General features: G+C 65.8%; 21 protein-coding genes. 8 read left to right on the top strand and 13 right to left on the bottom strand.

Features of this window, described 5'->3' with window-relative positions:
- Nucleotides 1-57: 57 nt before the first annotated feature.
- Nucleotides 58-1800 (bottom strand): outer membrane beta-barrel protein, encoded by a 1743-nt coding sequence (locus FJV43_RS21925; protein ID WP_239620852.1) that lies wholly within the window; start codon nt 1798-1800, stop codon nt 58-60.
- A gap of 192 nt (nt 1801-1992) precedes the next feature.
- Between FJV43_RS21925 and FJV43_RS21920 the strand changes: the two genes are divergently transcribed.
- Complete coding sequence (locus FJV43_RS21920; RefSeq protein WP_239620850.1) at nt 1993-3000, top strand: KpsF/GutQ family sugar-phosphate isomerase; 1008 nt, start codon at nt 1993-1995, stop codon at nt 2998-3000.
- A 212-nt stretch (nt 3001-3212) separates the two neighbouring features.
- On the opposite strand, the gene FJV43_RS21915 is transcribed toward FJV43_RS21920, so the two are convergent.
- Nucleotides 3213-3770 (bottom strand): carboxymuconolactone decarboxylase family protein, encoded by a 558-nt coding sequence (locus FJV43_RS21915; protein WP_239620844.1) that lies wholly within the window; start codon nt 3768-3770, stop codon nt 3213-3215.
- A gap of 71 nt (nt 3771-3841) precedes the next feature.
- Here FJV43_RS21915 and FJV43_RS21910 point away from each other — a divergent pair, with 71 nt between their 5' ends.
- On the top strand, nt 3842-4168 hold the full coding sequence (locus FJV43_RS21910; RefSeq protein ID WP_239620843.1) for a winged helix-turn-helix transcriptional regulator: 327 nt from the start codon (nt 3842-3844) through the stop codon (nt 4166-4168).
- A 295-nt stretch (nt 4169-4463) separates the two neighbouring features.
- Here FJV43_RS21910 and FJV43_RS21905 read toward each other — a convergent pair whose 3' ends face one another.
- The 4 genes from FJV43_RS21905 to hemH form a co-directional block, all read right to left on the bottom strand.
- Nucleotides 4464-4907 carry an NfeD family protein gene (locus FJV43_RS21905; protein ID WP_239620841.1) on the bottom strand — a complete coding sequence of 148 codons (444 nt, stop codon included), beginning with the start codon at nt 4905-4907 and terminating at the stop codon, nt 4464-4466.
- Between the two features lie 25 nt (nt 4908-4932).
- Complete coding sequence (locus FJV43_RS21900; RefSeq protein WP_239620840.1) at nt 4933-5922, bottom strand: SPFH domain-containing protein; 990 nt, start codon at nt 5920-5922, stop codon at nt 4933-4935.
- Nucleotides 5923-6150: 228 nt separating this feature from the next.
- Nucleotides 6151-7125 (bottom strand): ABC transporter substrate-binding protein, encoded by a 975-nt coding sequence (locus FJV43_RS21895; protein ID WP_239620838.1) that lies wholly within the window; start codon nt 7123-7125, stop codon nt 6151-6153.
- A 10-nt stretch (nt 7126-7135) separates the two neighbouring features.
- Nucleotides 7136-8173, bottom strand: coding sequence for a ferrochelatase (gene hemH / locus FJV43_RS21890; protein ID WP_239620836.1), 1038 nt, complete (start codon nt 8171-8173; stop codon nt 7136-7138).
- Between the two features lie 82 nt (nt 8174-8255).
- On the opposite strand from hemH, the gene FJV43_RS21885 reads away from it, so the two are divergent.
- Complete coding sequence (locus tag FJV43_RS21885; RefSeq protein WP_239620835.1) at nt 8256-8654, top strand: MAPEG family protein; 399 nt, start codon at nt 8256-8258, stop codon at nt 8652-8654.
- Nucleotides 8655-8814: 160 nt separating this feature from the next.
- Here FJV43_RS21885 and FJV43_RS21880 read toward each other — a convergent pair whose 3' ends face one another.
- From FJV43_RS21880 to FJV43_RS21870, 3 genes are read right to left on the bottom strand one after another with little or no spacing between them, the layout of a single operon-like run.
- Entirely contained in the window at nt 8815-9939 is a 1125-nt protein-coding gene (locus FJV43_RS21880) for a nickel/cobalt transporter (protein ID WP_239620833.1), read from the bottom strand.
- Nucleotides 9936-10574 carry a DUF1007 family protein gene (locus tag FJV43_RS21875; protein WP_239620831.1) on the bottom strand — a complete coding sequence of 213 codons (639 nt, stop codon included), beginning with the start codon at nt 10572-10574 and terminating at the stop codon, nt 9936-9938. The genes FJV43_RS21880 and FJV43_RS21875 overlap by 4 nt, the downstream gene beginning before the upstream one ends.
- Nucleotides 10574-12655: a M3 family metallopeptidase gene (locus tag FJV43_RS21870; protein ID WP_239620830.1), complete on the bottom strand. Its 2082-nt coding sequence runs from the start codon at nt 12653-12655 to the stop codon at nt 10574-10576. Before FJV43_RS21870 ends, FJV43_RS21875 begins: the two co-directional genes overlap by 1 nt.
- A gap of 136 nt (nt 12656-12791) precedes the next feature.
- On the opposite strand from FJV43_RS21870, the gene FJV43_RS21865 reads away from it, so the two are divergent.
- From FJV43_RS21865 to FJV43_RS21845, 5 genes are all read left to right on the top strand, one after another.
- Nucleotides 12792-13046 carry a hypothetical protein gene (locus FJV43_RS21865; RefSeq protein ID WP_028179193.1) on the top strand — a complete coding sequence of 85 codons (255 nt, stop codon included), beginning with the start codon at nt 12792-12794 and terminating at the stop codon, nt 13044-13046.
- Between the two features lie 671 nt (nt 13047-13717).
- Nucleotides 13718-14860, top strand: coding sequence for a type III PLP-dependent enzyme (locus FJV43_RS21860; protein ID WP_239620823.1), 1143 nt, complete (start codon nt 13718-13720; stop codon nt 14858-14860).
- A gap of 144 nt (nt 14861-15004) precedes the next feature.
- On the top strand, nt 15005-15592 hold the full coding sequence (locus tag FJV43_RS21855; RefSeq protein WP_239620822.1) for an N-acetyltransferase: 588 nt from the start codon (nt 15005-15007) through the stop codon (nt 15590-15592).
- Between the two features lie 142 nt (nt 15593-15734).
- Nucleotides 15735-16124, top strand: a complete 390-nt coding sequence (locus FJV43_RS21850; protein ID WP_239629548.1) for a RidA family protein — start codon at nt 15735-15737, stop codon at nt 16122-16124.
- 66 nt (nt 16125-16190) lie between these two features.
- On the top strand, nt 16191-17633 hold the full coding sequence (locus FJV43_RS21845; protein ID WP_239620820.1) for a homospermidine synthase: 1443 nt from the start codon (nt 16191-16193) through the stop codon (nt 17631-17633).
- 152 nt (nt 17634-17785) lie between these two features.
- Here FJV43_RS21845 and FJV43_RS21840 read toward each other — a convergent pair whose 3' ends face one another.
- From FJV43_RS21840 to FJV43_RS21825, 4 genes are all read right to left on the bottom strand, one after another.
- On the bottom strand, nt 17786-18118 hold the full coding sequence (locus FJV43_RS21840; protein WP_239629546.1) for a hypothetical protein: 333 nt from the start codon (nt 18116-18118) through the stop codon (nt 17786-17788).
- A gap of 103 nt (nt 18119-18221) precedes the next feature.
- Entirely contained in the window at nt 18222-18938 is a 717-nt protein-coding gene (locus FJV43_RS21835) for an MgtC/SapB family protein (protein WP_239620818.1), read from the bottom strand.
- A gap of 30 nt (nt 18939-18968) precedes the next feature.
- Nucleotides 18969-19988 carry a WD40 repeat domain-containing protein gene (locus FJV43_RS21830; RefSeq protein WP_239629545.1) on the bottom strand — a complete coding sequence of 340 codons (1020 nt, stop codon included), beginning with the start codon at nt 19986-19988 and terminating at the stop codon, nt 18969-18971.
- On the bottom strand, nt 19988-21028 hold the full coding sequence (locus FJV43_RS21825; RefSeq protein WP_239620817.1) for a GTP-binding protein: 1041 nt from the start codon (nt 21026-21028) through the stop codon (nt 19988-19990). Before FJV43_RS21825 ends, FJV43_RS21830 begins: the two co-directional genes overlap by 1 nt.
- Nucleotides 21029-21076 lie beyond the last annotated feature (48 nt).

Here is a 21076-nt window from a genome sequence, read left to right as displayed (position 1 = left end):
AGTGATGGTGAGAGCGCCATCAACTAACCCGCATCCACTCGAACGCGATCCGCCGCCTCAATTCTGCAGCCTCACCCCGACCAGCATCACCGTCCCCTGCGAGCTCGACCCGGCCTGATTCGAATCCAGGATGTCGTGGCGCAGCGTGCCCTTGATCCAGATGTTGCGGTTGAGCTTGTAGATCAGGTTGCCTTCGAGCGAGTAGGTCTTGTCGTTGCGATTCTGGCCCTGGTAGTCGTAGGTGCCGTAGGTGAACTTGCCGACCGCCGTGAGCCAGCGGCGGAAGTCGTGGTCGACTTCGGCGGCGTAGGTGCGCACCAGCACGCCGGAGGAGCCGGGGATCGTGGTCTCGTTGATCTGCGTGTCGGTGAAGAATTTCACCGTGGTGAGGCCGCTGGCGTTCCAGATCAGGGAGCCCGTGGTGAGGAAGCCGGCGAGCTGGCTGAGACGCGGGTCGGTATAGTTGCGCGCGGAATAACCGACCGAGATCTCGCCGGTGAGGATGCGCGAGAACTCGAAGGACGAGCCGACCTTGGCATAGCCGCCGTTCGAGTCGCGGAAGTAGCCGTTGCGGTCGGCGGCCTGGTCGTGCACGCGGGTGTCGCCCTCGATTTCGACGAACGGCTTCAGGCCGGGCTTGAGATCATAGGAGAAGCGCCCGACGCCGCCATACTGGTTGAAGTCGCGGTCGGTGTTGGGGAAGACCGAGCCGTCGGTGAGTTTCGAATCCGTGTATGCCGTGCGATCGATCGTGGCGCCGGCGGCGACCTGGAAGCGGTTGAAGGTCTGGTCGAAGCCGATGGTGGTGCCATAGGCGGCATAGACCGGGTATTTCTGCAGGCCGGCCTGCACGTTCGGGCTGCCGGGATTGTCGGTGGCGAGCCGCAGGCGCAGCTGCGAGAGAAGCTTGAAGTCGCGGGTGACGTCGAGCCGGCCATCGACATGGCCGGTGAAATCGGGACGGTTGGCCTCGACCGGCGACGGCGAGGCGAAGCCGTTGATCGTCGCCGGCATGTCGTTGGTGTAGCCCGAGAACGAGCCGCGCAGATCGGCGACCAGCGCATGGCGCTCCCAATCGGACACCACGAGCAGATCGGGCGCGATCACATAGGCCGGCGAACCGACAGGCTTGTTGAGGCGCGTCGGATTGGTGTCGTAGCCGGCGGAGAGCTCGAGCCCGCCCTTGATGAGGAAACTGCCGGCATAATCGCCGACGGCTCCGAACGGATCCTCATCGGCCCTGAGGCGGCGGCGCAGCGGCTGGCCAGGCACGTTGCCCGCCATCGCCGGCGGCACCGGGACCTTGTGCGCAGTCTCGGAGGGCGGCGACGCGATACGCGGCGGAGTGAGCGTGCGCTCCGGTGTTGCCGGCGGGACCTTCGAGCCCGGACCGGCCGCGCGCTTCGGCTTCGGCTGGCCGGGATAAAGCTTTGGCTGCTGCCGCTTGCGGTTGAGCGAATCGTAGCCGGAGCTGCTCGCGCCGGTGGCGGCGGGCAGGCCGTAGGTCGGGACCTGACCGATGCGCGAGGTCGCCGGCGTCTCACGGGCCTTGCGCGGATCGGCATTGGGATCCGGCAGCGCCGGCAATGAATCCGATGGCGCCTGCGGCACGCCCGCGGTGCGGCGCGTCGGCAGCGTGTCGGGCGAGGCAAAACCGCCGCGGTTGGGATTGAACAGGTCGGGCGTAAGGCTCTGGGCGGATGCCGGGGCGCTTCCGAGGGCCGTCAGCGCGAGGCACGGCAAAGCCGCGCGCAGGAAATGCGCGCGTTTGCTCCGGCCATTGCCTGGAGACGGCACCACGATGGAATAACCCCAACGAAATCAAACACTTTCACGACCATCCCCACCGGCTGGCAGGAACCATCGTTAATGGAGTTAAAACAATTATGGTTAATGACCGGTTGAGGGTGTTGGGGCGCTCGTCGCCTCGCTGGTCGGGGCGTGCTAAGCAGGCGCCAACGGGCGAACGCCCCCTCCTCCCTGGACCAGCCCATGCCGAGCTCGAAACCGCTGATGACCGCATCATCCGGCCCCATCCCCGACAGCGTCGAATCCGCGCTCCGCACGCTGGAGACCGAGAGCGGCGGCATCAACGCGCTCGCCGCAGCCCTGCGCGGCCCACTGGGCGCGACCTTCGCGAAGGCCGTCGACCTGATCCGCAACGCCAAAGGCCGCGTCATCGTCACCGGGCTCGGCAAGTCCGGACATATGGGCCGCAAGATCGCGGCGACGCTGGCCTCGACCGGCACGCCCGCCTTCTTCGTGCACGCCGCCGAAGCCGGCCATGGCGACCTCGGCATGATCACCACCGACGACGTCATCATGGCGCTGTCCTGGTCCGGCGAGCAGCCGGAGATGAAGAACCTCGTGAACTATTCGGCGCGCTTTGCGATTCCCATGATCGCGGTGACGTCGAACGCCGCGTCCTCGCTCGGCCAGGCCGCCGACCTCGTCATTGAGCTGCCGAAGGCGCGCGAGGCCTGCCCGCACAATCTGGCGCCAACCACTTCGACCCTGATGCAGGCCGCGATCGGCGACGCCATCGCGATCGCGCTGCTCGAAGGTCGCGGCTTCACGGCGCTGGAATTCGCGCATTTCCACCCCGGCGGCAAGCTGGGCGCGATGCTGAAATTCGTTCGCGACTACATGCGCACCGGCGCGGAGATTCCGGTCAAGCCTGAAGGCACCAAGATGTCGGAGGCGGTGGTCGAGATGTCGGCCAAGGGGCTCGGCTGCGTCTGCATCGTCAACGCTGCGGGCGAGGCCGTCGGCATCATCACCGACGGCGATCTGCGCCGCCACATGCGGCCCGACCTTTTGACGGTGACGGTCGATGAGATCATGACAAAGCAGCCCAAGTCCGTGCCGCCCTCGATGCTCGCGACCGAGATGATCGAGGTGCTGAACAAGCGCAAGATCACGACGCTGCTGGTGACGGAGGCGGGCAAGGTGGTCGGCATCGTGCATCTGCACGACCTGCTGCGCGCGGGGGTGGCGTAGGGCGCGCGGTCTCCACGGAGTCATTCCGGGGCGATGCAAAGCATCGAACCCGGAATCTCGAGATTCCGGGTTCACGCTTCGCGTGCCCCGGAATGACAGCGAGGGTGTGGCGCACCCCTCTCTCCACTCGTCATTGCGAGCGCAGCGAAGCAATCCAGACTGCCTCCGCGGAAAGACTCTGGATTGCTTCGCTGCGCTCGCAACGACGGCGGTTAGAGCGCAGCGGGAAACCGCGCCGCGTTCTCCTCCAGGGGCAGTCGCAGCCCGTTCGCCAGATACGACACAGTGCGGTAGAAGCCGCACAGGAGCATGATCTCCAGGATCTGTGCCTCGTCGTAGTGCGCCGAGAGTGCGACGAATTCCTCGTCGCTCAACGTCGCGCGGTAATGCAGCGCATCGACGGCTGCGATCAGCGCCTGCTCGCCCAGTGACCAGCATGTTGATGCTGCGTCGCCCTGCACTGTCGCACGCACTTCGTCTTCGGTGAGCCTTGCCGCCCCGGCAAATATCGCGACATGCACGCCCCATTCGTATTCGCATCCGTTCAGTGCGCAGGTGCGGTCGATGACGATCTCGCGCTGGCGCAAGGAGAGCGGGCCGGGATCGAGCAGGCCGGCGACGCGAAACTTGTCCCAGGCGCGGCTGTGGCCTGCCATCACCCGGAACAGCACCAGCGGCGGCGCGCCGCGCATGATGCGGTCGAACTGCGCCTGGATCTCCGGGGGATAAGGTGGCGCGAGCGGGGCGATGCGCGGTGCGGCTTCGGACATGGGCCGGCTCCTGTGCTACATTTATAGTAGCAATACGCTACATTATTCGTAGCACGACGCAAGAGGCGACGATGGCGAAACAGGCCGGCTCGAAGACACGCAGCGTCCGCGGCTCGCGCACCGGGCGGCCGATCATGGCGTTGCTCGACCTGCTCGGCCGGCGCTGGACCTTGCGGATATTGTGGGAGTTGCGCGAACAGCCCCTCACCTCGCGCGCACTGCGCAGCGCCTGCGACGAGGCCTCGCCCACGGTGCTGCAGGCGCGGCTGACCGAATTGCGCGAGGCGGGGTTCGTCGAGCTTGGCGAAGGCGGAGGTTATGGGCTGACGGCGCTGGGACGGGACTTGTGCGAGACGTTCATGCCGCTGCACAGGTTTGCGGAGCGTTGGAAGAGGTAGCGCTTCTCTTACCCTCCCCCTCCAGGCAGGGCAATCGCATATGGTGCGCACGGTGCGGCGGCATCGGCACTAGGCTCCCTCCCCCGCTTGCGGGGGAGGGTTGGGGAGAGGGTGTCTCCGCGCTGGGATTATTGAGATTAACTGAGGACGTCCCTGCGTGGCGAGAACCCTCACCCGCCGCGCTCTGCGAGCGCGTCGGCCTCTCCCGCAAGCGGGAGAGGCGGAGCAAGCCAGCGGACAATCCCCGTGAAATCCATATGCGATTGCCCTGCCCGCAAGGGGAGGGTGAGAGCGATTACGCCGCCGCGACCGTCAGATTGGCACCATCCACCTGCACCACCTTGACCCGCGTGCCCGCCGGCGTATCCGGGCCGGCGACGCGCCACACCGTGTCGCCGATGCGCATGGTGCCCGAGCCGTCGATGATCGGCTTCTCCAGCGTGAACTCGCGCCCCAGCAGCGCCTCGCTGCGCTTGTTGAGGAACGGGCTGCCGCTCGCGTCCGGCTTCGGCCTGGCGAGGCGGCGCCACACCGGCACCGCGGCGGCGGCGAAGATCGCGAACATCACGAGCTGGATCTGCCAGGACATGCCGACCGCGAACGAGATCAGCCCGACCAGCAGCGCAGCCAGTCCGAGCCAGAACAGGAAGATGCCCGGCGCCAGCACCTCCAGCGCCATCAGGACGAAGCCGAAGATCAGCCAGTTCCAGGTGCCGAGCGATACGAACATATCGGTCATGATACGGCCTCTGTGGGTGATGCCGTCACTGCGGCGGCACGGACGGCGGCGTCGGACGGGACGGCGGCACCGAGCCACGGCGGGCGGCCGCGGACACCGCGCCTTCGCCGAACGTCGCCTTGGCGATCTCGCCGATGCCGGCGAGCGAGCCCAGCATGCTCATCGCTTCGACCGGAAGCATGATGACCTTCTGGTTCGGCGAGTCCGCCAGCTGCCCGAACGCCTTGATATATTTGTCGGCGATGAAATAGTTCAATGCGGCGACGTCGCCCTTGGAAATCGCTTCGCTCACCATCTGGGTGGCCTTCGCCTCGGCCTCCGCCGAACGCTCGCGTGCCTCGGCGTCGCGGAACGCCGCTTCCTTGCGGCCTTCCGCCTGGAGGATCTGGCCCTGCTTGGCGCCTTCGGCGCGCAGGATCTCGGACTGGCGCTGGCCTTCGGCGGCCAGAATATCGGCACGCTTGACGCGCTCGGCCTTCATCTGCCGGCCCATGGCTTCGACGAGATCGGCGGGCGGCACGATGTCCTTGATCTCGATGCGGTTGACCTTCAGGCCCCAGGGCGAGACCGCGGCGTCGACGACGCGCAAGAGGCGCTCGTTGATCTCGTCGCGATGCGACAGCACCTGGTCGAGGTCCATCGAGCCCATCACCGACCGGATGTTGGTCATGGTGAGGACCGTGATCCCCTGGTTGAGATTGGCGACCTCGTAGCTCGCCTTTGCGGCATCGAACACCTGGTAGAAGGCGACGCCGTCCACCGTCACGGTGGCGTTGTCCTTGGTGATCACCTCCTGCTCTGGAATGTCGATCACCTGCTCCATCATGTTGATCTTGCGCCCGACGCGATCGAAATAGGGCACGATCAGATTGAGGCCGGGGCTCAGCGTCTGCGTGTATTTGCCGAACCGCTCGATGGTCCAGTCATAGCCCTGCGGTACCGTCTTCACGCCGGCCACCAGCGTGACGATGACGAGCAACACCAGAACAATAGCGAAAATGTCGAAACCGCTCATATCTCCTCCAAGCCGGGAAAAAGCCCTTTCCGGCGCTGTCATTGGTCGGCATCACGATCCTACCGGTTCAGCGGTCGCGCGTAACGTCGATATCGGTGCGATTCTGCACAAGTGGCGCGGAGAGGGAATGCTCGCGATATGTATTTGCGACAGGCTCTTGAAAGCGAGCGGCGCCCACCCACCGGCAGACATCAACTCATCCGGCGATGCCGTCCGCGGCGGGCGGCGTCATTCGATGACGTTGTTCGCGATTGCCAGGAGGCCTTCGGAAAGCGTCACGCCAAGCTCTTTGGCCGCCTTTAGGTTGATCGTCAGTTCGAACTTGGTGGGGTTCTGGACCGGGAGGTCGGCCGCCTGCGTACCCCTGAGGATGCGGTCGATGTAGCCCGCCGCACGCCGGAGCTGCTCGGCGCTGTCGGTGCTGTAGGACATCAGCCCGCCCTCGTCGACGAAGGTCCGGCTCCAGAATACCGCGGGCACGCGCGCCTGTGCGATCGCCGAGAGCAGTTGCGCGCGGTTGGCCATGGTGAAGAAGTCCGGCAGGACCAGGATGGCGCCGTCCTTCCGCGAAGCCAGCGCCCCGATCGAGGCGGCGTCATGGACCGGCGCGGGCTCAACCGTCACGTGCAGCGTCCGTGCGGCATCCTCGATGGTGCGCAGCATCAGGGGCGCGAACGGCGCGGTGGCGGGATTGTAGACGACGAGCACGCGGGGGACGGGCGGCCTGACCTGGGTCAGCATCTCCAGCCACTTGCCGGCGAGCGGACCGTCATAATCGGTGAAGCCGGTGATGTTGCCGCCGGGATGCGCGAGATTTTCGACAAAGCCCTGGCTGACGGGATCGGTGACGACGGCGAACACGATCGGGATCGTCGTGGTGCGCCGGCGCAGCTCCTCCACCGAGGGCGTGCCGACCGCGAGCATGATGTCGGGCTTGAGCGCGATCAGCTCGTCCGCAAGCTGCGCGATGCGGGCGCGGTCGCCGCCGCCGCTGCGCCAGTCGATCTTGAGGTTGTCGCGCTCCTTCCAGCCGAGGCCGGCGAGCGCCTCGACCAGGATCGTGCTGCGGGCCTGCCCGATCGCGTCGGCGGCGGCCGTGACCGAGAGCACGCCGAGCCGCCGCGTCGCGTGCGGCTGCCCCAGCACCGGGGCCGGCAGCGCCACGATCATCCCGAGAAGCGCCAGGCACTCACGGCGGTTCATGGGGCGCCCATCAGATCCAGCCCTGAAGCTCGCGCAGCACCAGGGTGCGGATCACGTCCATGCCGGGTTCGCTATCGTTGAGACACGGGATCGCGGAAAACTGCTCGCCGCCATTGTGCTTGAAGATCTCGGCGTTCTCCTGCGCGATCTCCTCCAGCGTCTCCAGGCAGTCGGCGGAAAAGCCCGGCGTCACCACCGCGATGCGGCGCACGCCTTCCTTGGCGAGCCGCTCCATGGTCTTGTCGGTGTAGGGCTGGAGCCACTCGTCATTGCCGAAGCGCGACTGGAAGGTCAGCAACAGCTTCCTCTCGTCGATGCCGAGCCGGCGGCGCAGCGCCTGCGTCGTGGCAATGCAGTGCTGCTGGTAGGGATCGCCCTTCTCGACGTAGGATTTCGGCATGCCGTGGAAGGACGCCACGATCAGCTCCGGCTTGAAGGACAGCGTCGCCAGATGCGCTTCGATCGAGGTCGCGAGCGCCTCGATATAGGCCGTATCTTCATAGTAGGGCGGCGTCACCCGCAGCGTCGGCTGGTTACGCAGGCGGGCCAGCACGCGGAACACTTCGTCGCATACGGTCGCCGAGGTCGAGGCGGAATATTGCGGATAGAGCGGCACGGCGAGAATGCGCTCGCACCCCTTCGCGATCAGCGCGTCGATGCCCGCTTTGATCGAGGGATTGCCGTAGCGCATCGCCCAATCGACGACGACGTGGTCGCGGCCCGACAAGGCGGCTGCGAGCTTGTCGCTTTGCGAGCGCGTGATGGTCTTCAGCGGCGACTCGTTCCGCTCGGTGTTCCAGATCTTCTGGTAGTCCAACGCCTTGGTGCGGGGACGGCTGCGCAGGATGATCCCGTTCAGCACCAGCTTCCAGACCAGGCCCTGGTCCTCGATGACGCGGGCGTCACTGAGGAACTCCTTGAGGTAGACCCGTACGCCCGGCGCATCGGCGGTGTCAGGCGTTCCGAGATTGACCAGGAGCACGCCAACGCGCGGCAAGGCGGATCGGGTGGCCGGTCTCGTGGTCTCGATGGGGACGACACTGGTCATGGCTCTGTGGGTCGCGCGTTGGTCCGAACTTGTCAAGATGAGCCGGGGTTCGCTAGGGTCGCACCCGAGAGGGGGAGGAAAGATGACGCTCGCGGAATGGTGCGTATTCGGAGCGCTGCTGCTTTATCTCTTAACGATCGCCTCGATCAAATGGATCAGGTTTCGCCGCTTCGACAATTCCCGGCCGCGCGATCCCGCTTTTTATGAGGACGCCCTCTCGCAGCGCGCACTCGGGGCGCACCAGAACGGCATCGAGACCTTTCCGTTCTTCGCCTTCGCGGTGCTGCTTGCCGAATACCGGGACTCGCCGCAGCGCCTGATCGACGAGCTCGCGGCGCTGTTCCTGATCGTGCGCCTCGCCTATGTGCTGACCTATCTCGGCAACCGCCCGACCCTGCGCTCGATCCTCTGGAGCATCGGCTTTGCGATCAATCTCGGGATCTTCTTCATGCCGGCCTTGAAGCGGTTCCTGCCGGTGTGAAGTTGTGAGACCGTGTCCCGGACGCGGTGCAGCGCCCTTGCGCTGCTCCGCAGAGCCGGGACCCAGAGGACGCTACCGAGCGTGCGTGCGGAGAGGTGGGCCCCGGCTCTGCAGCGCACCGTCGAAGGGACGCTGCGCCGCGTCCGGGGCACGAGTGTGGCTAGAAGCACGTCGTGCGTTCAGCCGCAATGTAGCCGAACAGCAGGCCGACTCCGAACAGCAGCACGAGGCCGGCGGCGCCGAATTCGATGCCGCGCATGAAGAGAGCGCCGCCGCCGTCGCGCCCGGCGCTGAGGCGGGCGGCGATGTCCTTGGCGGAGACGGCGATGACCGCGATGGCCGCGACCGTGATCGCGGTGCCGAGACCCATCAGGAAGGTTGCGGCGACGCCGGCCCAGAACAGGCCCTGGGCCAGTGCGAACACCAGGACCAGGATCGCACCCGAGCACGGGCGGATGCCGACGGTCAGGATCGCAGCGAGCCCGCGCCGCCAGCCGCCGGGGCCAGCGAGTTCGCTGGGGGTGGGGCCGTGGGAATGGCCGCAATGCTCGTCATGGACGTGACCATGGCCGTGGTCATGGTGAGCGTGGCTGTGGCCATGGTGATGATCATGCCCGTGATCGTGGTCATGATGAGCATGGGCATCACGGTGATGGTGATGATCGTGATCATGATGGTGCGGCACGCCCGCAATCGCCGGCACCGGCTGGGCGGCCTGAAGCGCGCGGATGAAAGTGCCGCCCTTGACCCAGACCAGGCGCAGGCCGAACAGCGCGATCAGGGCGTAGCTCGCGATCTCGATCACCCCTTCCGCCCTGCACATGGTCTTTGCGGTCGCATTCAGGATCCAGGCCGAAATGCCGACGATGAGGATCGCCACCAGCGACTGCATCAGGGCCGAGGCGAAGGACAGCGCAATGCCGCGCCGCGCGGTCTCGCGGTTGGCGACCAGGTATGAGGCGATCACCGCCTTGCCGTGGCCGGGACCTGCGGCGTGAAAGATGCCATAGGCAAACGAGATGAAGAGCAGCGTCCACACCGCCGATCCGTCCGACTTCGCGGCCCGGATGGTCGCCGACATCTGCCGATAGAATTCCGACTGCTTTGCCAGCAGCCAGCCGATGATGCCGCCGGCTTCAGGCTCGGCCGCCTGCGCCGGTCGCGGCGCGCCGAACGGATTTTGCGCAAGCAGATCATGGAGCGCGGCATCGGCCACGGCCACGACCAGCAGAACGGCGGTGCAGGCGAGCAGCCCGCGCGCGAGCGGAGAGAGTTGCGGCTTCAAGGGCAATCCACCGTGATCTTGTTGGCGAACATCATGCCGAAATTCGAGTTCTCGCCGTTCAGGAAGGTCTGCTCGTTCAGCTTCTGCGCGCTCGCGGTGCCGTCGTTCGGTCGCTCCAGCTTCATCTGGCAGCCCGCGGGCGCGCCGACCAGCCTGACCGGATTGTCCTTGGCCATCTGGAAGTCGATGAAGAAGGAGCGGTCGAACACTTCGAGCACCAGCTGCCTGGGCTTGACCGGGTTCTTCAGCGGCAGCGTGAAGTGCAGGGTCAGCACCGTGTCCTTGTAGTCGAGGAAGTAGTCGACCGGCTCCTGGAATCTCTCCTTCTTGCCGTCGGCTCGCGCGAAGGTGAAGTAGGCGTATTCCTTCAGCGACTCGACATTGGTCTGCGCCAGCGGCGTCAGCTCCTCGCGCGTATAGGCGCCCTTGGTCTTGCTCTCGAGCCCCTGCACCGCATAGGCCGAGAACATGTCGTCGAAGGTCCAGGCATGGCGCACGCCGGTGATGCTGCCGTCCGCCGCGTAGAGCAGCTCGCTGGTCGCGGTGATCCAGACATGCGGATGCGCCTGCGCCGCTCCCGCCGCAAGCGACAGGCCGGCGGCGAGCAACCATCCGAACAGGGTGCGCATCTCCATCAGGCCGCCTTTGCGTCGTCGAGCAGGCCGCGACGGCGGAGCAGCGCATCGGGCTCGGGCGGGCGGCCGCGGAAGGCCTCGTAGGCAGCTTCGGGATCGACCGATCCGCCGCTCGAATAGATGTCGTCGTGCAGGCGTTTGGCCACGGCAGGATCGAAGATGTCCCCGGCCTCCTCGAAGGCGCCGAAGGCATCGGCGTCCATCACCTCCGACCACATGTAGCTGTAATAGCCCGCGGCATAATGATCGCCGGTGAAGATGTGGCCGAACTGCGTGGGCCGGTGCCGCAGCGCGATCTCCTCGGGCATGCCGATCTTGTCCAGCTCGCGTCTCTCGAAGGCGCGGACATCCTGCGCGGCGGCGGCCGGCTGGGTGTGGAATTCGAGGTCGACCAGCGCCGAGGACACGAACTCGACCGTGGCAAAGCCCTGATTGAATTTTCGCGCGGCAAGGAACCGTTGCAGCAGCTCGTCCGGCAGCGGCTCGCCGGTCTGGTAATGGCGGGCGAACTTCTGCAGCACCTCGGGCCGCTCCTGCCAGTGCTCGTAGAGCTGCGACGGCAGCTCGACGAAGTCGGTGAACACGGACGTGCCCGACAGCGAGGGGTAGGTCACGTTGGAGAGCATGCCGTGCAGGCCGTGGCCGAACTCGTGGAACAGGGTGCGGGCATCGTCGGGCGACAGCAGCGAAGGCTCGCCGCCGGCCCCCTTGGCGAAATTACAGATGTTGAGAACGAGCGGCGCGACATCGCCGTCGAGCTTCTGCTGGTCGCGCAGCGAGGTCATCCAGGCGCCGGAGCGCTTCGAGGGCCGGGCGAAGTAGTCGCCATAGAACAGCGCCTTGTGCTTGCCGTCCCTGCCCTTCATCTCCCAGACCCGGACGTCCGGGTGCCAGACCGGAACATCCTTGCGCTCCTCGAAGGTGACGCCGAACAGGCGCGTGGCGCAGTCGAATGCGGCGGCGATCATGTTGTCGAGCGCAAGATAAGGCTTGATCGCGGCGTCGTCGAAATTGGCGCGCTGAAGGCGCAGCTTCTCGGCGTAGAAGCGCCAGTCCCAGGGTGCGAGCTTGAAATTGCCGCCCTCTTCCGTGATCAGCGCCTGCATCTCGTCGCGGTCCGCGAGCGCGCGTGCCCGCGCCGGCTTCCACACCCGCTCCAACAGGCTCCGCACCGCATCCGGCGTCTTGGCCATGGAGTCCTCGAGCCGGTAGGCGGCATAGGTCGGGTAGCCCAGGAGCCTGGCGCTCTCCTCGCGCAGCTTCAGGACCTCGACGATGGTCGCGTTGTTGTCGTTGGCGTTGCCGTTGTCGCCACGCGCGATGAAGGCCTTGTAGACCTTCTCGCGGAGGTCACGCCGGGCCGAGCTCTTCAGGAACTGCTCGACCGAGGAACGCGACAGCGTGACGATGGCCTTGCCTTCCATGCCGCGCTCTTCTGCCGCAGCCTTGGCGCTGGCGACGAAGCTCTCCGGCAGGCCCTGGCGGTCGGCCTCCGCCAACTCCATGAACCACTCCTGCTCGTCCCCGAGCAGATGGTGGCTGAAGCCGGTGCCGAGCTGAGCCAGCCTCTCGTTGATCTCGGCCATCCGCGCCTTGGCCTCCTCCGAGAGACCGGCGCCGGAGCGGTGGAAGCGGGTGTAGGTGCGCTCGAGCAGGCGAAGCTGCTCGGGCGTGAGCCCAAGATCGGCGCGGTTCTCGTGCAGCTGGGCGATGCGGCCGAACAGCACGGCGTTCATCATGATCGGATTCCAGTGCCGCGCCATCCGCAAGGAGACCTCCTTGTCGATCTCCAGGATGGCCGGGTTGGAATGCGCCGAGACGAGGTCGTAGAAGACCGCCGCGACCTTGCTCAGCAGCTTGCCCGAGCGCTCCAGCGCCGTGATGGTGTTGGCGAAGTCGGGCGCCGCCGGATCGTTGATGATCGCCGCGATCTCGGCGGCGTGGTCGGCGAAGGCCTGCTCGAACGCCGGAAGGAAGTGCTCCGGCTTGATCTCGTCGAAGGGCGGGGTCGCAAACGGCGTCGTCCAGGCCTTCAGCAGCGGGTTGGTCTCGGCGTCCGTAGTTTGGCGGGTTTCTGACATCACAAGTCCCGAATTCGTGGCTCGATTGTTGCGGCCAGCTATAGCACGCGATGGGGCTTTTTTGGGCCATTTGCCCTTGCTCCCGGCCGCCTTTTCGGGGAGATTGCGCCCCTTCGAAGCCACGGACCCTGAGCTCATGAACGCGCCTTCCTCATCTTCCCGTCAGATCGCCTGGCCGAGCGTCATCACCGTCATCAGCGCCGCCATCCTGATCGGCGCCGAGGTGTTCGGCGCGGCCTTTGCCGGCGGCTGGGCGCTCGCGATCCTGTTCGGGCTCGGCGACCAGGGCGCCCACATCCTCCAGGCCGTGCTGTTCGCACTCGGCGTGCTCGTGATGACCGCGTTCATCCGCGGAGCGCAGCGCGTCGAGCCGTTCACGAAGCGCGGCTGACGCTCACGCGCGACAGACACGCGCGCTGCACGACGAAGCTTAACGCGCGTTCATCTTCCGCGTCGCTCGCGCAACACTGCGCAAGCAGATGTTAGGCAATTCGGTTGCCAGCCTAAAAAAATTCTTGCGAAGCAGAGTCAAAACGCTTATGTGCGGATTTGCCCAATTTCGCACGTGCCTGTGGTCGTGTGTCAGTCGGTAGGTATCCGGACAAGAGGCCGGACAGCCGCCAAGGGGTGAAGAAGCCGAGGGGCTCTTCGGAAGTGCAGAAGTCGGAAGACCAAAGGTCAGACGACGGAGCAAACCCGGAGCGCCCAGCATCTCTCTCAAAGAGGTGCCATGTCGAAGGTGACTTTACTCTTTGCAACCGTGACTGGCAGCCGGAGGCGAACCGGCGCACCCCGCTCTCAACGGGGGACGCGACTTAAAGCAACGACGGATCGGGCTTTTTTGGTCTCTACCGGCAGTCCAACGCCGGCGCGGGCTACTGAAAAGGCTTGTCCTTCATTGCCAGGTGTGCGGGCGGGAACACTCCCAACCAATCCACGGCAGCACAGTCTGGTTTGAGTCTTGTGGCTTCGTCGCGCCTCCATCGCGCGATCCGGCCAGAGCACTCTTATCCGACGTCATGTTTTGAACGGGCCCGTCGCTGGGCCGTTTGGGAGAGTGCCATGACCGAACGTATCCAGGAATTCCTGCGCAATCGCCGCAAGGATGGCCTCGACACCGAGCCGTGCCTCGTCGTCGACCTCGAGGTCGTGCGCGACAATTACCAGAGCTTTGCCAAGGCGCTGCCCGACAGCCGCGTGTTCTACGCCGTCAAGGCGAACCCGGCGCCGGAAGTGCTGGCCCTGCTCGCCTCCATGGGCTCCTGCTTCGACACCGCGACCGTCGCCGAGATCGAGATGGCGCTGGCCGCGGGTGCGACGCCCGACCGCATCTCCTTCGGCAACACGATCAAGAAGGAGCGCGACATCGCGCGCGCCTTCGCGCTCGGCATCCGGCTGTTCGCCGTGGACTGCGCCGCTGAGGTCGAGAAGGTCGCCCGTGCCGCCCCCGGCGCGAAGGTGTTCTGCCGCATCCTCTATGACTGCGCCGGCGCCGAGTGGCCGCTGTCGCGCAAGTTCGGCTGCGACCCGGAGATGGCCGTCGAGGTGCTCGATCTCGCCAAGCGCCAGGGGCTGGAGCCGTGCGGCATCTCGTTCCATGTCGGCTCGCAGCAGCGCAAGGTGAAGGCGTGGGACCGCGCGCTGGCGATGGCCTCGCAGGTGTTCCGCGACTGCGCCGAGCGCGGCATCAACCTGTCCATGGTCAACATGGGCGGCGGCTTCCCGACCAGGTACCTGAAGGACGTGCCGCCGGTCGTGACCTACGGCCGCTCGATCTTCCGCGCGCTGCGCAAGCACTTCGGCAACCAGATCCCGGAGACCATCATCGAGCCGGGCCGCGGCATGGTGGGCAACGCCGGCATCATCGAATCCGAGGTCGTGCTCATCTCGAAGAAGAGCGACGAGGACGAGGTCCGCTGGGTCTACCTGGACATCGGCAAGTTCGGCGGTCTCGCCGAGACCATGGACGAGTCGATCCGCTACGCCATCCGCACCCGTCACGACGGCGCGGACATGACGCCGTGCGTGCTCGCAGGGCCGACCTGCGACAGCGCCGACGTGCTGTACGAGAAGAGCCCGTATCCGCTTCCCGTCACGCTCGAGATCGGCGACAAGGTGCTGATCGAAGGCACAGGGGCCTATACGTCGACCTACTCGTCGGTGGCGTTCAACGGCATTCCGCCGCTGAAGACGTATCACATCTGACTTGCCACATCTGATCCGCCTCCCTGTCTGAGGCCTGACGAACCCGGGAGCCGGTCCGCCGGCTCCCTTCCTGACATTGCCATTCTGACGACGCGCGAATCCGCGTGCCCCTGGCGCACGGATTCGAGCGAGGACTGACGTGCCATGACTGCTCCTCGGAAGCCACAGATCGCCCTCTCTTCGAAAGCCGCTCCGTTCGCGATCCGCAACGAGCGTGCTGCCGACGTCGCGACGCGTGAAGCGCTGCTCGATGCCTGCTTCGGCGAGACCCGCCACGGCCGCACCTGCCAGCGCCTGCGCGACGGGCGCGCACCTGCCGCCGGCCTCGCGCTGGCCGCCGTGCGCGAGGGCAAGCTCGTGGGAACCGTGCGGCTGTGGCACGTCAGCGCCGGAGGCAGGCCCGCTCTGGTCCTCGGACCGCTGGCGGTGGACCCTGCCTGCCGCGAGCTCGGGATTGGCGCCACGCTGATGCATCAAGCGCTGGCCGCCGCCCGGGCGCGCGGGCATGCCGCCGTGATCCTGCTCGGCGACGCGCCCTATTACGCCCGCTTCGGCTTCTCGGCGGAGAAGACCGGCGAGCTCTCGCTGCCCGGCCCGTTCGAGCGCGATCGCCTGCTGGCGGTCGAATTCACCGATGGCGCGCTCGATGGCGCCGAAGGGATGATCGTCCCGACCGGCGCGGCCCTGCCCAAACGGAGGGCGGTTCGCGCCCTCCAGGCGCACGCGGCCTGAGAGATCGCCTTCATAGCGAAGAGCGCAGCCGTACCGAGCGGCAGCGCCCAAACGCGCCCGTGCAGGCTTCCTTTGGGGTTGCGCAGGCGCGAGAAACGCCCTTTAACCCCGCGAAACACCGCATCCGTCGAGGCCCATGACCATGTCCCGTCGCCTGATCTCCACCGGCTCCCCGCTCGAGAAGACCGTCGGCTACAGCCGCGCCGTGATCGACGGCGATTTTGCCTTCGTCGCGGGAACGACCGGCTATGACTACACGACGATGACGATGCCGGCCGATGTCACGAGCCAGTCACGCAACTGCTTCAAGACCATCGAAGCCGCCCTGAAGGAGGGCGGATTCGAGATGGCCGATATCGTTCGTGCGACCTACTACGTCACCGACGCAAGCTACATCGACGCCCACTTCGCCGTCTGCGGCGAGGTTCTCGGTGACATCAGGCCGGCGGCGACGTTGCTGGTCGTCACCGCCCTCGCCAAGCCCGAGATGAAGGTCGAGATCGAAGTCACCGCCAAGCGGCGCAGCGTCTGACAAGCGCCGCAGCGCCTGAACCACCCCACCCTTGTGTCTGCCAGCACTTTCCGGAGAAACCGTCCCATGAGCCCCGCCTCGCAGATCTACGCGAAGATCACCGGTCCCATCGTCATGGTCGGCTTCGGCTCCATCGGCAAAGGCACATTGCCGTTGATCGAGCGGCACCTCGACTACGACAAGTCGCGCATCACCGTGCTCGATCCCAAGGACGAGGGTCGCAAGGCGCTTTGCGAGAAGCACAATGTCAGGTTCATCCAGAAGGGCCTGACCAAGGACAATTATCGCGAGGTGCTGACCCCGCTGCTCACCGAGGGCGGCGGCCAGGGCTTTTGCGTCAATCTGTCGGTCGATACCGGCTCGACCGATATCATGGAGCTCTGCAACGAGCTCGGCGCTCTCTACATCGACACCGTCAACGAGCCCTGGCTCGGCTTCTATTTCGATCTTTCGAAGGGGCCCGAAGCGCGCTCCAACTACGCCCTGCGCGAAACCACCCTGGCCGCCAAGAAGGCGCGCCCGGCGGGCTCGACGACGGCCGTCTCCTGCTGCGGCGCCAACCCCGGCATGGTCTCCTTTTTCGTCAAGCAGGCGCTGCTCAATGTCGCCGCCGATCTGAAGCTCAATGCTCCCATGCCGAAAACCAAGGCCGAATGGGCGGATCTGATGCGACAGGCCGGCATCAAGGGCATCCACATCGCCGAGCGCGACACCCAGCGTTCCAAGACGCCGAAGGAGCCCGATGTCTTCGTCAACACCTGGTCGGTGGAAGGCTTCCTGTCGGAAGGCATGCAGCCGTCCGAGCTTGGTTGGGGCACCCATGAGAAATGGATGCCCGAGAATGCACATGGCCATGAAGCCGGCTGCGGCGCCGCCATCTATCTGATGCAGCCCGGCGCCAACACGCGCGTGCGCACCTGGTGCCCGACCCGCGGCGCGCAATACGGCTTCCTCGTCACCCACAACGAGTCGATCTCGATCGCCGATTACTTCACCGTGCGTGACGCATCGGGCACGGCGGTCTATCGGCCGACCTGCCACTACGCCTACCATCCGGCTGACGATGCCGTGCTGTCGCTGCATGAAATGTTCGGCCGCGCCGGGAAGATGCAGGAAAAGCACCACATCCTCGACGAGAACGAGATCGTCGATGGCATCGACGAACTCGGCGTGCTGCTGTTCGGCCATGACAAGAACGCCTACTGGTTCGGCTCGCAGCTCTCGATCGAAGAGACCCGCAAGCTCGCGCCCTATCAGAACGCCACCGGCCTGCAGGTGACCTCCGCCGTGCTCGGCGGAATGGTGTGGGCGCTGGAGAACCCGAACGAAGGCATCGTCGAAGCCGACGAGATGGATTTCGATCGCCTGCTGGAGATCCAGATGCCCTATCTCGGCCCCGTCAAGGGATTCTACACCGACTGGACGCCGCTGACGGATCGTCCTGGACTGTTTCCGGAAGACATCGACACCAGCGATCCCTGGCAGTTCCGTAACGTTCTGGTGCGGTGAAGGGGCGACGCGTCCCGCCTCGCCCACAACTGTCATGCCACGCGAAGGCGGGGCATCCAGTACGCCGCGGCTTCTCGGCTCTGTCACAACCGTCTCTGGAATACTGGATCACCCGCCTTCGCGGGTGATGATACCATTTGTGTGGAAGCGGCCTACTTCTTCTCGATCGGCGGCGCGATCTTTTCCGGCGGAGCCGGCGGCAGAGCCGGCTGGGTCGCCGCGCCTTGCGTCTGCGGATCGGGGCGTGCGGGCTCGGGGGCCGGCGTGGTCGGCCGGTCGCCGCCGGGCTTGGACTCCGCGGGCGTCCTGTTCTGATCGTCGGACGGGGTGCCCTGGAGCGGTGGCGTCGCCTGGGCCAGCTCCATCCGGCTTTCGGCGCGGATTTGTGCGAGGGATATCACTGACACCACGACGCCTGCTGCGAACAACGCGCCGGCAATTGTCAGATCGAGCTTCAGTCTGCGCTTCTCATCCTGGCCGGGCATATCGATCACCGCCTTTGTCCGCGGAATCAACGAAACCGAGGCCCGCCGGTTCCAGAGCCGAAGAAGCGGGAACCCGTCCCTTGCGCGCCAAAACGCCGCGCGCTCAATCGGTCGTGCTCACCTCCCAGGTGGCGTGGCGCACGCCCGGCAAATGCTGGAGATCTGTCGCCACCGCGTTCAGCTCGTTCGGATCGACCGCGGTCGCAACCAGCCGTGCGGCGATCTCGAGAACGTCCTCACCGATTTCGGCCACGTCGATATCGGCCACCGAATATTTCGCGGCCTCAAGCTTCTCGACAAGCCGGTCGCGCATATCAGGAAGAGCGTCGGCCGCAACCGCGAGCTTGAAATAGTAGCTCGCCTCCAGCGCCTTCTCGTTCAGCGGGATGCGGTTGATGGCATTGACCAGCGGGCGCAGCATGGTGTTGCCGGCGATGACGAAGACCGTCAACGCGGCCGCCTGCGCGATCATGTCGGCACCGGCGCAGGAGCCGACTGCGGCCGACGCCCATAGCGTCGCCGCGGTGTTGAGCCCGCGCACGTCCATGCCCTGCTTCATGATGACGCCGGCGCCCAGGAAGCCGATGCCCGAGACAACATAGGCGATCACCCGCACCGCGCCGTCGGCGCCGTCCAGCTGCATCGCGAGATCGACGAAGGCGGCGGCGCCGACGGCAACCAGCACGTTGGTGCGCAGGCCCGCCGTGCGCTGGCGGTACTGCCGCTCGGCGCCGATCAGCGTCCCCAGCACGAAGGCCGTGAACAGGCTGATCAGTGTGTCGCCGAAGTCGGCAAGCTGGAAGGTCGTCAGAAACCGCATGGCCCCCTATACGGCCGGAACGATGACAGATTAAAGCTCCAGCAGGCCGCCGTCCCCATTTTCATCGGCGAAGGCCAGCAGCGAGCCCTTGGCGTTCCAGGCGATTGCGGCGACGGGCGGAGTGCCGTTACGCCGTACCAGGATCTCCGCGCCATCCTCCAGGCGCACCATCAGCACGGTGCCGTCGCTGTAACCGGCGGCGAGGATGTCGTTCTTCGGATGGCAGGCGACGACCGACACGCGCGCCTGCAGCGGGGCGAGCATCGCGGGCTCCTTGCCCATCGGGCCGTCCTTGCTGCCGAACGGCCATATGATGACGGTGTCGGCCCCCGAGGTCGCCAAACCCTTGCCGCCCGCGCTCCAGGACATCGAGCGGACCCGGCCGGGGTAGCCGGTCATGCGCATATGCCTGTTGTCGGCCAGCCGCCAGCCATGCAGCGCAGGCTCGTGCATCGCGGTGACCAGGAATTTGTTGTCAGGGCTGAAGCTGACGCCATGATGCGAACCGGCCCAGGGCAGGAATTCGGCTGATCCCGCCATGTTCGGAAACCACAGCGTCACGCCGTTGTAATGCGCGATCGCGAGCCGCAGGCCCTTCGGCGCGAAGGCCAGGCCGCCGACGGTCGAGGGCACCTCGAGCGACTTCTCCTCGGCCTTGCCGCTCTTGACGGTGGCCGTCTTGCCGGCCGACCAGGCGAAGGCGCCGTCGGCGTGCAGCGCCACCGCATCGATCCAGCGCCGCTTCGGGTCGGTGGCGAGCAGCGTCACCTCGCCCTTGGCATCGAGCGAGACGACCTTGCCGTCGTCGCCGCCCATCACGAGGCGCTTGCCGTCGGAAGCGGTCGAGAGAATGCCGCCGCTGTGCACGGCAACCGTGGCGATCTCGCCTTTGTCATCGACGAACGCAACGTTTTCCTCGCCACCGACGAAGGCAGCGCGGGGGCCGAGGAAATGCACCGAGGTCACGGCCATGCCGAGCGTAACAGGCTTGACGCGGTCGGTGACGGAGACGATCGAGGTGGAATCGGGAGGCGGCGTGAACTCTTTCATCACGAGACGATGCAGCTCTCGAAACCCTTGCGGATGGCCTCTTCCGGCAATTCGCGGCCGATGAAGACGAGGCGGCTCTCGCGCGGCTCCCCCTCCTTCCACTTCCGCTGGTGATTGCCCTCCAGCATCATGTGGACGCCTTGGAAGACGTAGCGATCGTCGTCGTCGTGGAAGGCGAGGATGCCCTTCGAGCGCAGGATCTTGCCGCCCTCGACCTGCACCAGGTTCTCGAGCCAGGGCATGAACACGTTCGGATCGAGCGGCTTGTCGGTCTTGAGCGAGAGCGACTGCATTTCCTCGTCGTGATAGTGCTTCAGGCCGTGGCCATGATCATGGTGGTGATGGTCATGACCGTGATGGTGATGATCGTGGTCGTGGTCGTCGGCCTCCAGGAAGTCCGGCTCGATGTCGAGGATGCGGTCGAGGTCGAACGCGCCGCGGTCGAGCACGTCGGCCAGGGCGACCGAGCAGCGTTCGGTGCGGTGAAGCTTCGCATAGGGGTTGATGCCGCGAATGCGGGCCTCGACCTCGGCGAGCTCGCCCTTGGAGACGAGGTCGGTCTTGTTCAGGACGATCACGTCGGCAAAGGCGATCTGGTTCTTGGCCTCGGGTGCATCCTTCAAACGGTCGGACAGCCATTTGGCATCGGCAACCGTGACCACCGCGTCGAGCCGCGCGTTCTTCTGCACGTCCTCGTCGACGAAGAATGTCTGGGCGACCGGCGCCGGATCGGCGAGCCCCGTGGTCTCGACGATGATGGCGTCGAACTTGCCCTTGCGCTTCATCAGTCCGTCCATGATGCGGACGAGGTCGCCGCGCACGGTGCAGCAGATGCAACCATTGTTCATCTCGAACACTTCCTCATCGGCGCCGATGATGAGGTCGTTGTCGATGCCGATTTCGCCGAATTCGTTGACGATGACGGCGTACTTCTTGCCGTGGTTTTCGGACAGGATGCGGTTCAGGAGCGTGGTCTTGCCGGCACCGAGATAGCCGGTCAGGACAGTCACGGGAATCTTCTGGGAGGTCGCTTCAGACATAACAACTCCGGACTTCGGGCTTGTCGCGCGACGCGAGGCGGGGTGGCC

Origin of the sequence: Bradyrhizobium sp. I71 (assembly GCF_022354745.1) — a bacterium.
Taxonomy (GTDB): domain Bacteria; phylum Pseudomonadota; class Alphaproteobacteria; order Rhizobiales; family Xanthobacteraceae; genus Bradyrhizobium; species Bradyrhizobium liaoningense.
The sequence above is the reverse complement of the archived record's forward strand: the minus strand, read 5'-3'. Positions and strand labels throughout refer to the sequence as shown.

What these genes read in the sequence shown, in the direction of transcription:
- FJV43_RS21865 (WP_028179193.1), top strand. Translation starts at nt 12,792, where the DNA reads ATGAACGCGCCTTCCTCATCTTCCCGTCAGATCGCCTGGCCGAGCGTC.
- FJV43_RS21845 (WP_239620820.1), top strand. Translation starts at nt 16,191, where the DNA reads ATGAGCCCCGCCTCGCAGATCTACGCGAAGATCACCGGTCCCATCGTC.
- FJV43_RS21875 (WP_239620831.1), bottom strand. Translation starts at nt 10,574, where the DNA reads ATGGAGATGCGCACCCTGTTCGGATGGTTGCTCGCCGCCGGCCTGTCG.
- FJV43_RS21860 (WP_239620823.1), top strand. Translation starts at nt 13,718, where the DNA reads ATGACCGAACGTATCCAGGAATTCCTGCGCAATCGCCGCAAGGATGGC.
- FJV43_RS21835 (WP_239620818.1), bottom strand. Translation starts at nt 18,938, where the DNA reads ATGCGGTTTCTGACGACCTTCCAGCTTGCCGACTTCGGCGACACACTG.
- FJV43_RS21850 (WP_239629548.1), top strand. Translation starts at nt 15,735, where the DNA reads ATGTCCCGTCGCCTGATCTCCACCGGCTCCCCGCTCGAGAAGACCGTC.
- FJV43_RS21855 (WP_239620822.1), top strand. Translation starts at nt 15,005, where the DNA reads ATGACTGCTCCTCGGAAGCCACAGATCGCCCTCTCTTCGAAAGCCGCT.
- FJV43_RS21870 (WP_239620830.1), bottom strand. Translation starts at nt 12,655, where the DNA reads ATGTCAGAAACCCGCCAAACTACGGACGCCGAGACCAACCCGCTGCTG.
- FJV43_RS21920 (WP_239620850.1), top strand. Translation starts at nt 1,993, where the DNA reads ATGCCGAGCTCGAAACCGCTGATGACCGCATCATCCGGCCCCATCCCC.
- FJV43_RS21830 (WP_239629545.1), bottom strand. Translation starts at nt 19,988, where the DNA reads ATGAAAGAGTTCACGCCGCCTCCCGATTCCACCTCGATCGTCTCCGTC.
- FJV43_RS21825 (WP_239620817.1), bottom strand. Translation starts at nt 21,028, where the DNA reads ATGTCTGAAGCGACCTCCCAGAAGATTCCCGTGACTGTCCTGACCGGC.
- FJV43_RS21900 (WP_239620840.1), bottom strand. Translation starts at nt 5,922, where the DNA reads ATGAGCGGTTTCGACATTTTCGCTATTGTTCTGGTGTTGCTCGTCATC.
- FJV43_RS21885 (WP_239620835.1), top strand. Translation starts at nt 8,256, where the DNA reads ATGACGCTCGCGGAATGGTGCGTATTCGGAGCGCTGCTGCTTTATCTC.
- FJV43_RS21840 (WP_239629546.1), bottom strand. Translation starts at nt 18,118, where the DNA reads ATGCCCGGCCAGGATGAGAAGCGCAGACTGAAGCTCGATCTGACAATT.
- FJV43_RS21905 (WP_239620841.1), bottom strand. Translation starts at nt 4,907, where the DNA reads ATGACCGATATGTTCGTATCGCTCGGCACCTGGAACTGGCTGATCTTC.
- FJV43_RS21915 (WP_239620844.1), bottom strand. Translation starts at nt 3,770, where the DNA reads ATGTCCGAAGCCGCACCGCGCATCGCCCCGCTCGCGCCACCTTATCCC.
- hemH (WP_239620836.1), bottom strand. Translation starts at nt 8,173, where the DNA reads ATGACCAGTGTCGTCCCCATCGAGACCACGAGACCGGCCACCCGATCC.
- FJV43_RS21895 (WP_239620838.1), bottom strand. Translation starts at nt 7,125, where the DNA reads ATGAACCGCCGTGAGTGCCTGGCGCTTCTCGGGATGATCGTGGCGCTG.
- FJV43_RS21910 (WP_239620843.1), top strand. Translation starts at nt 3,842, where the DNA reads ATGGCGAAACAGGCCGGCTCGAAGACACGCAGCGTCCGCGGCTCGCGC.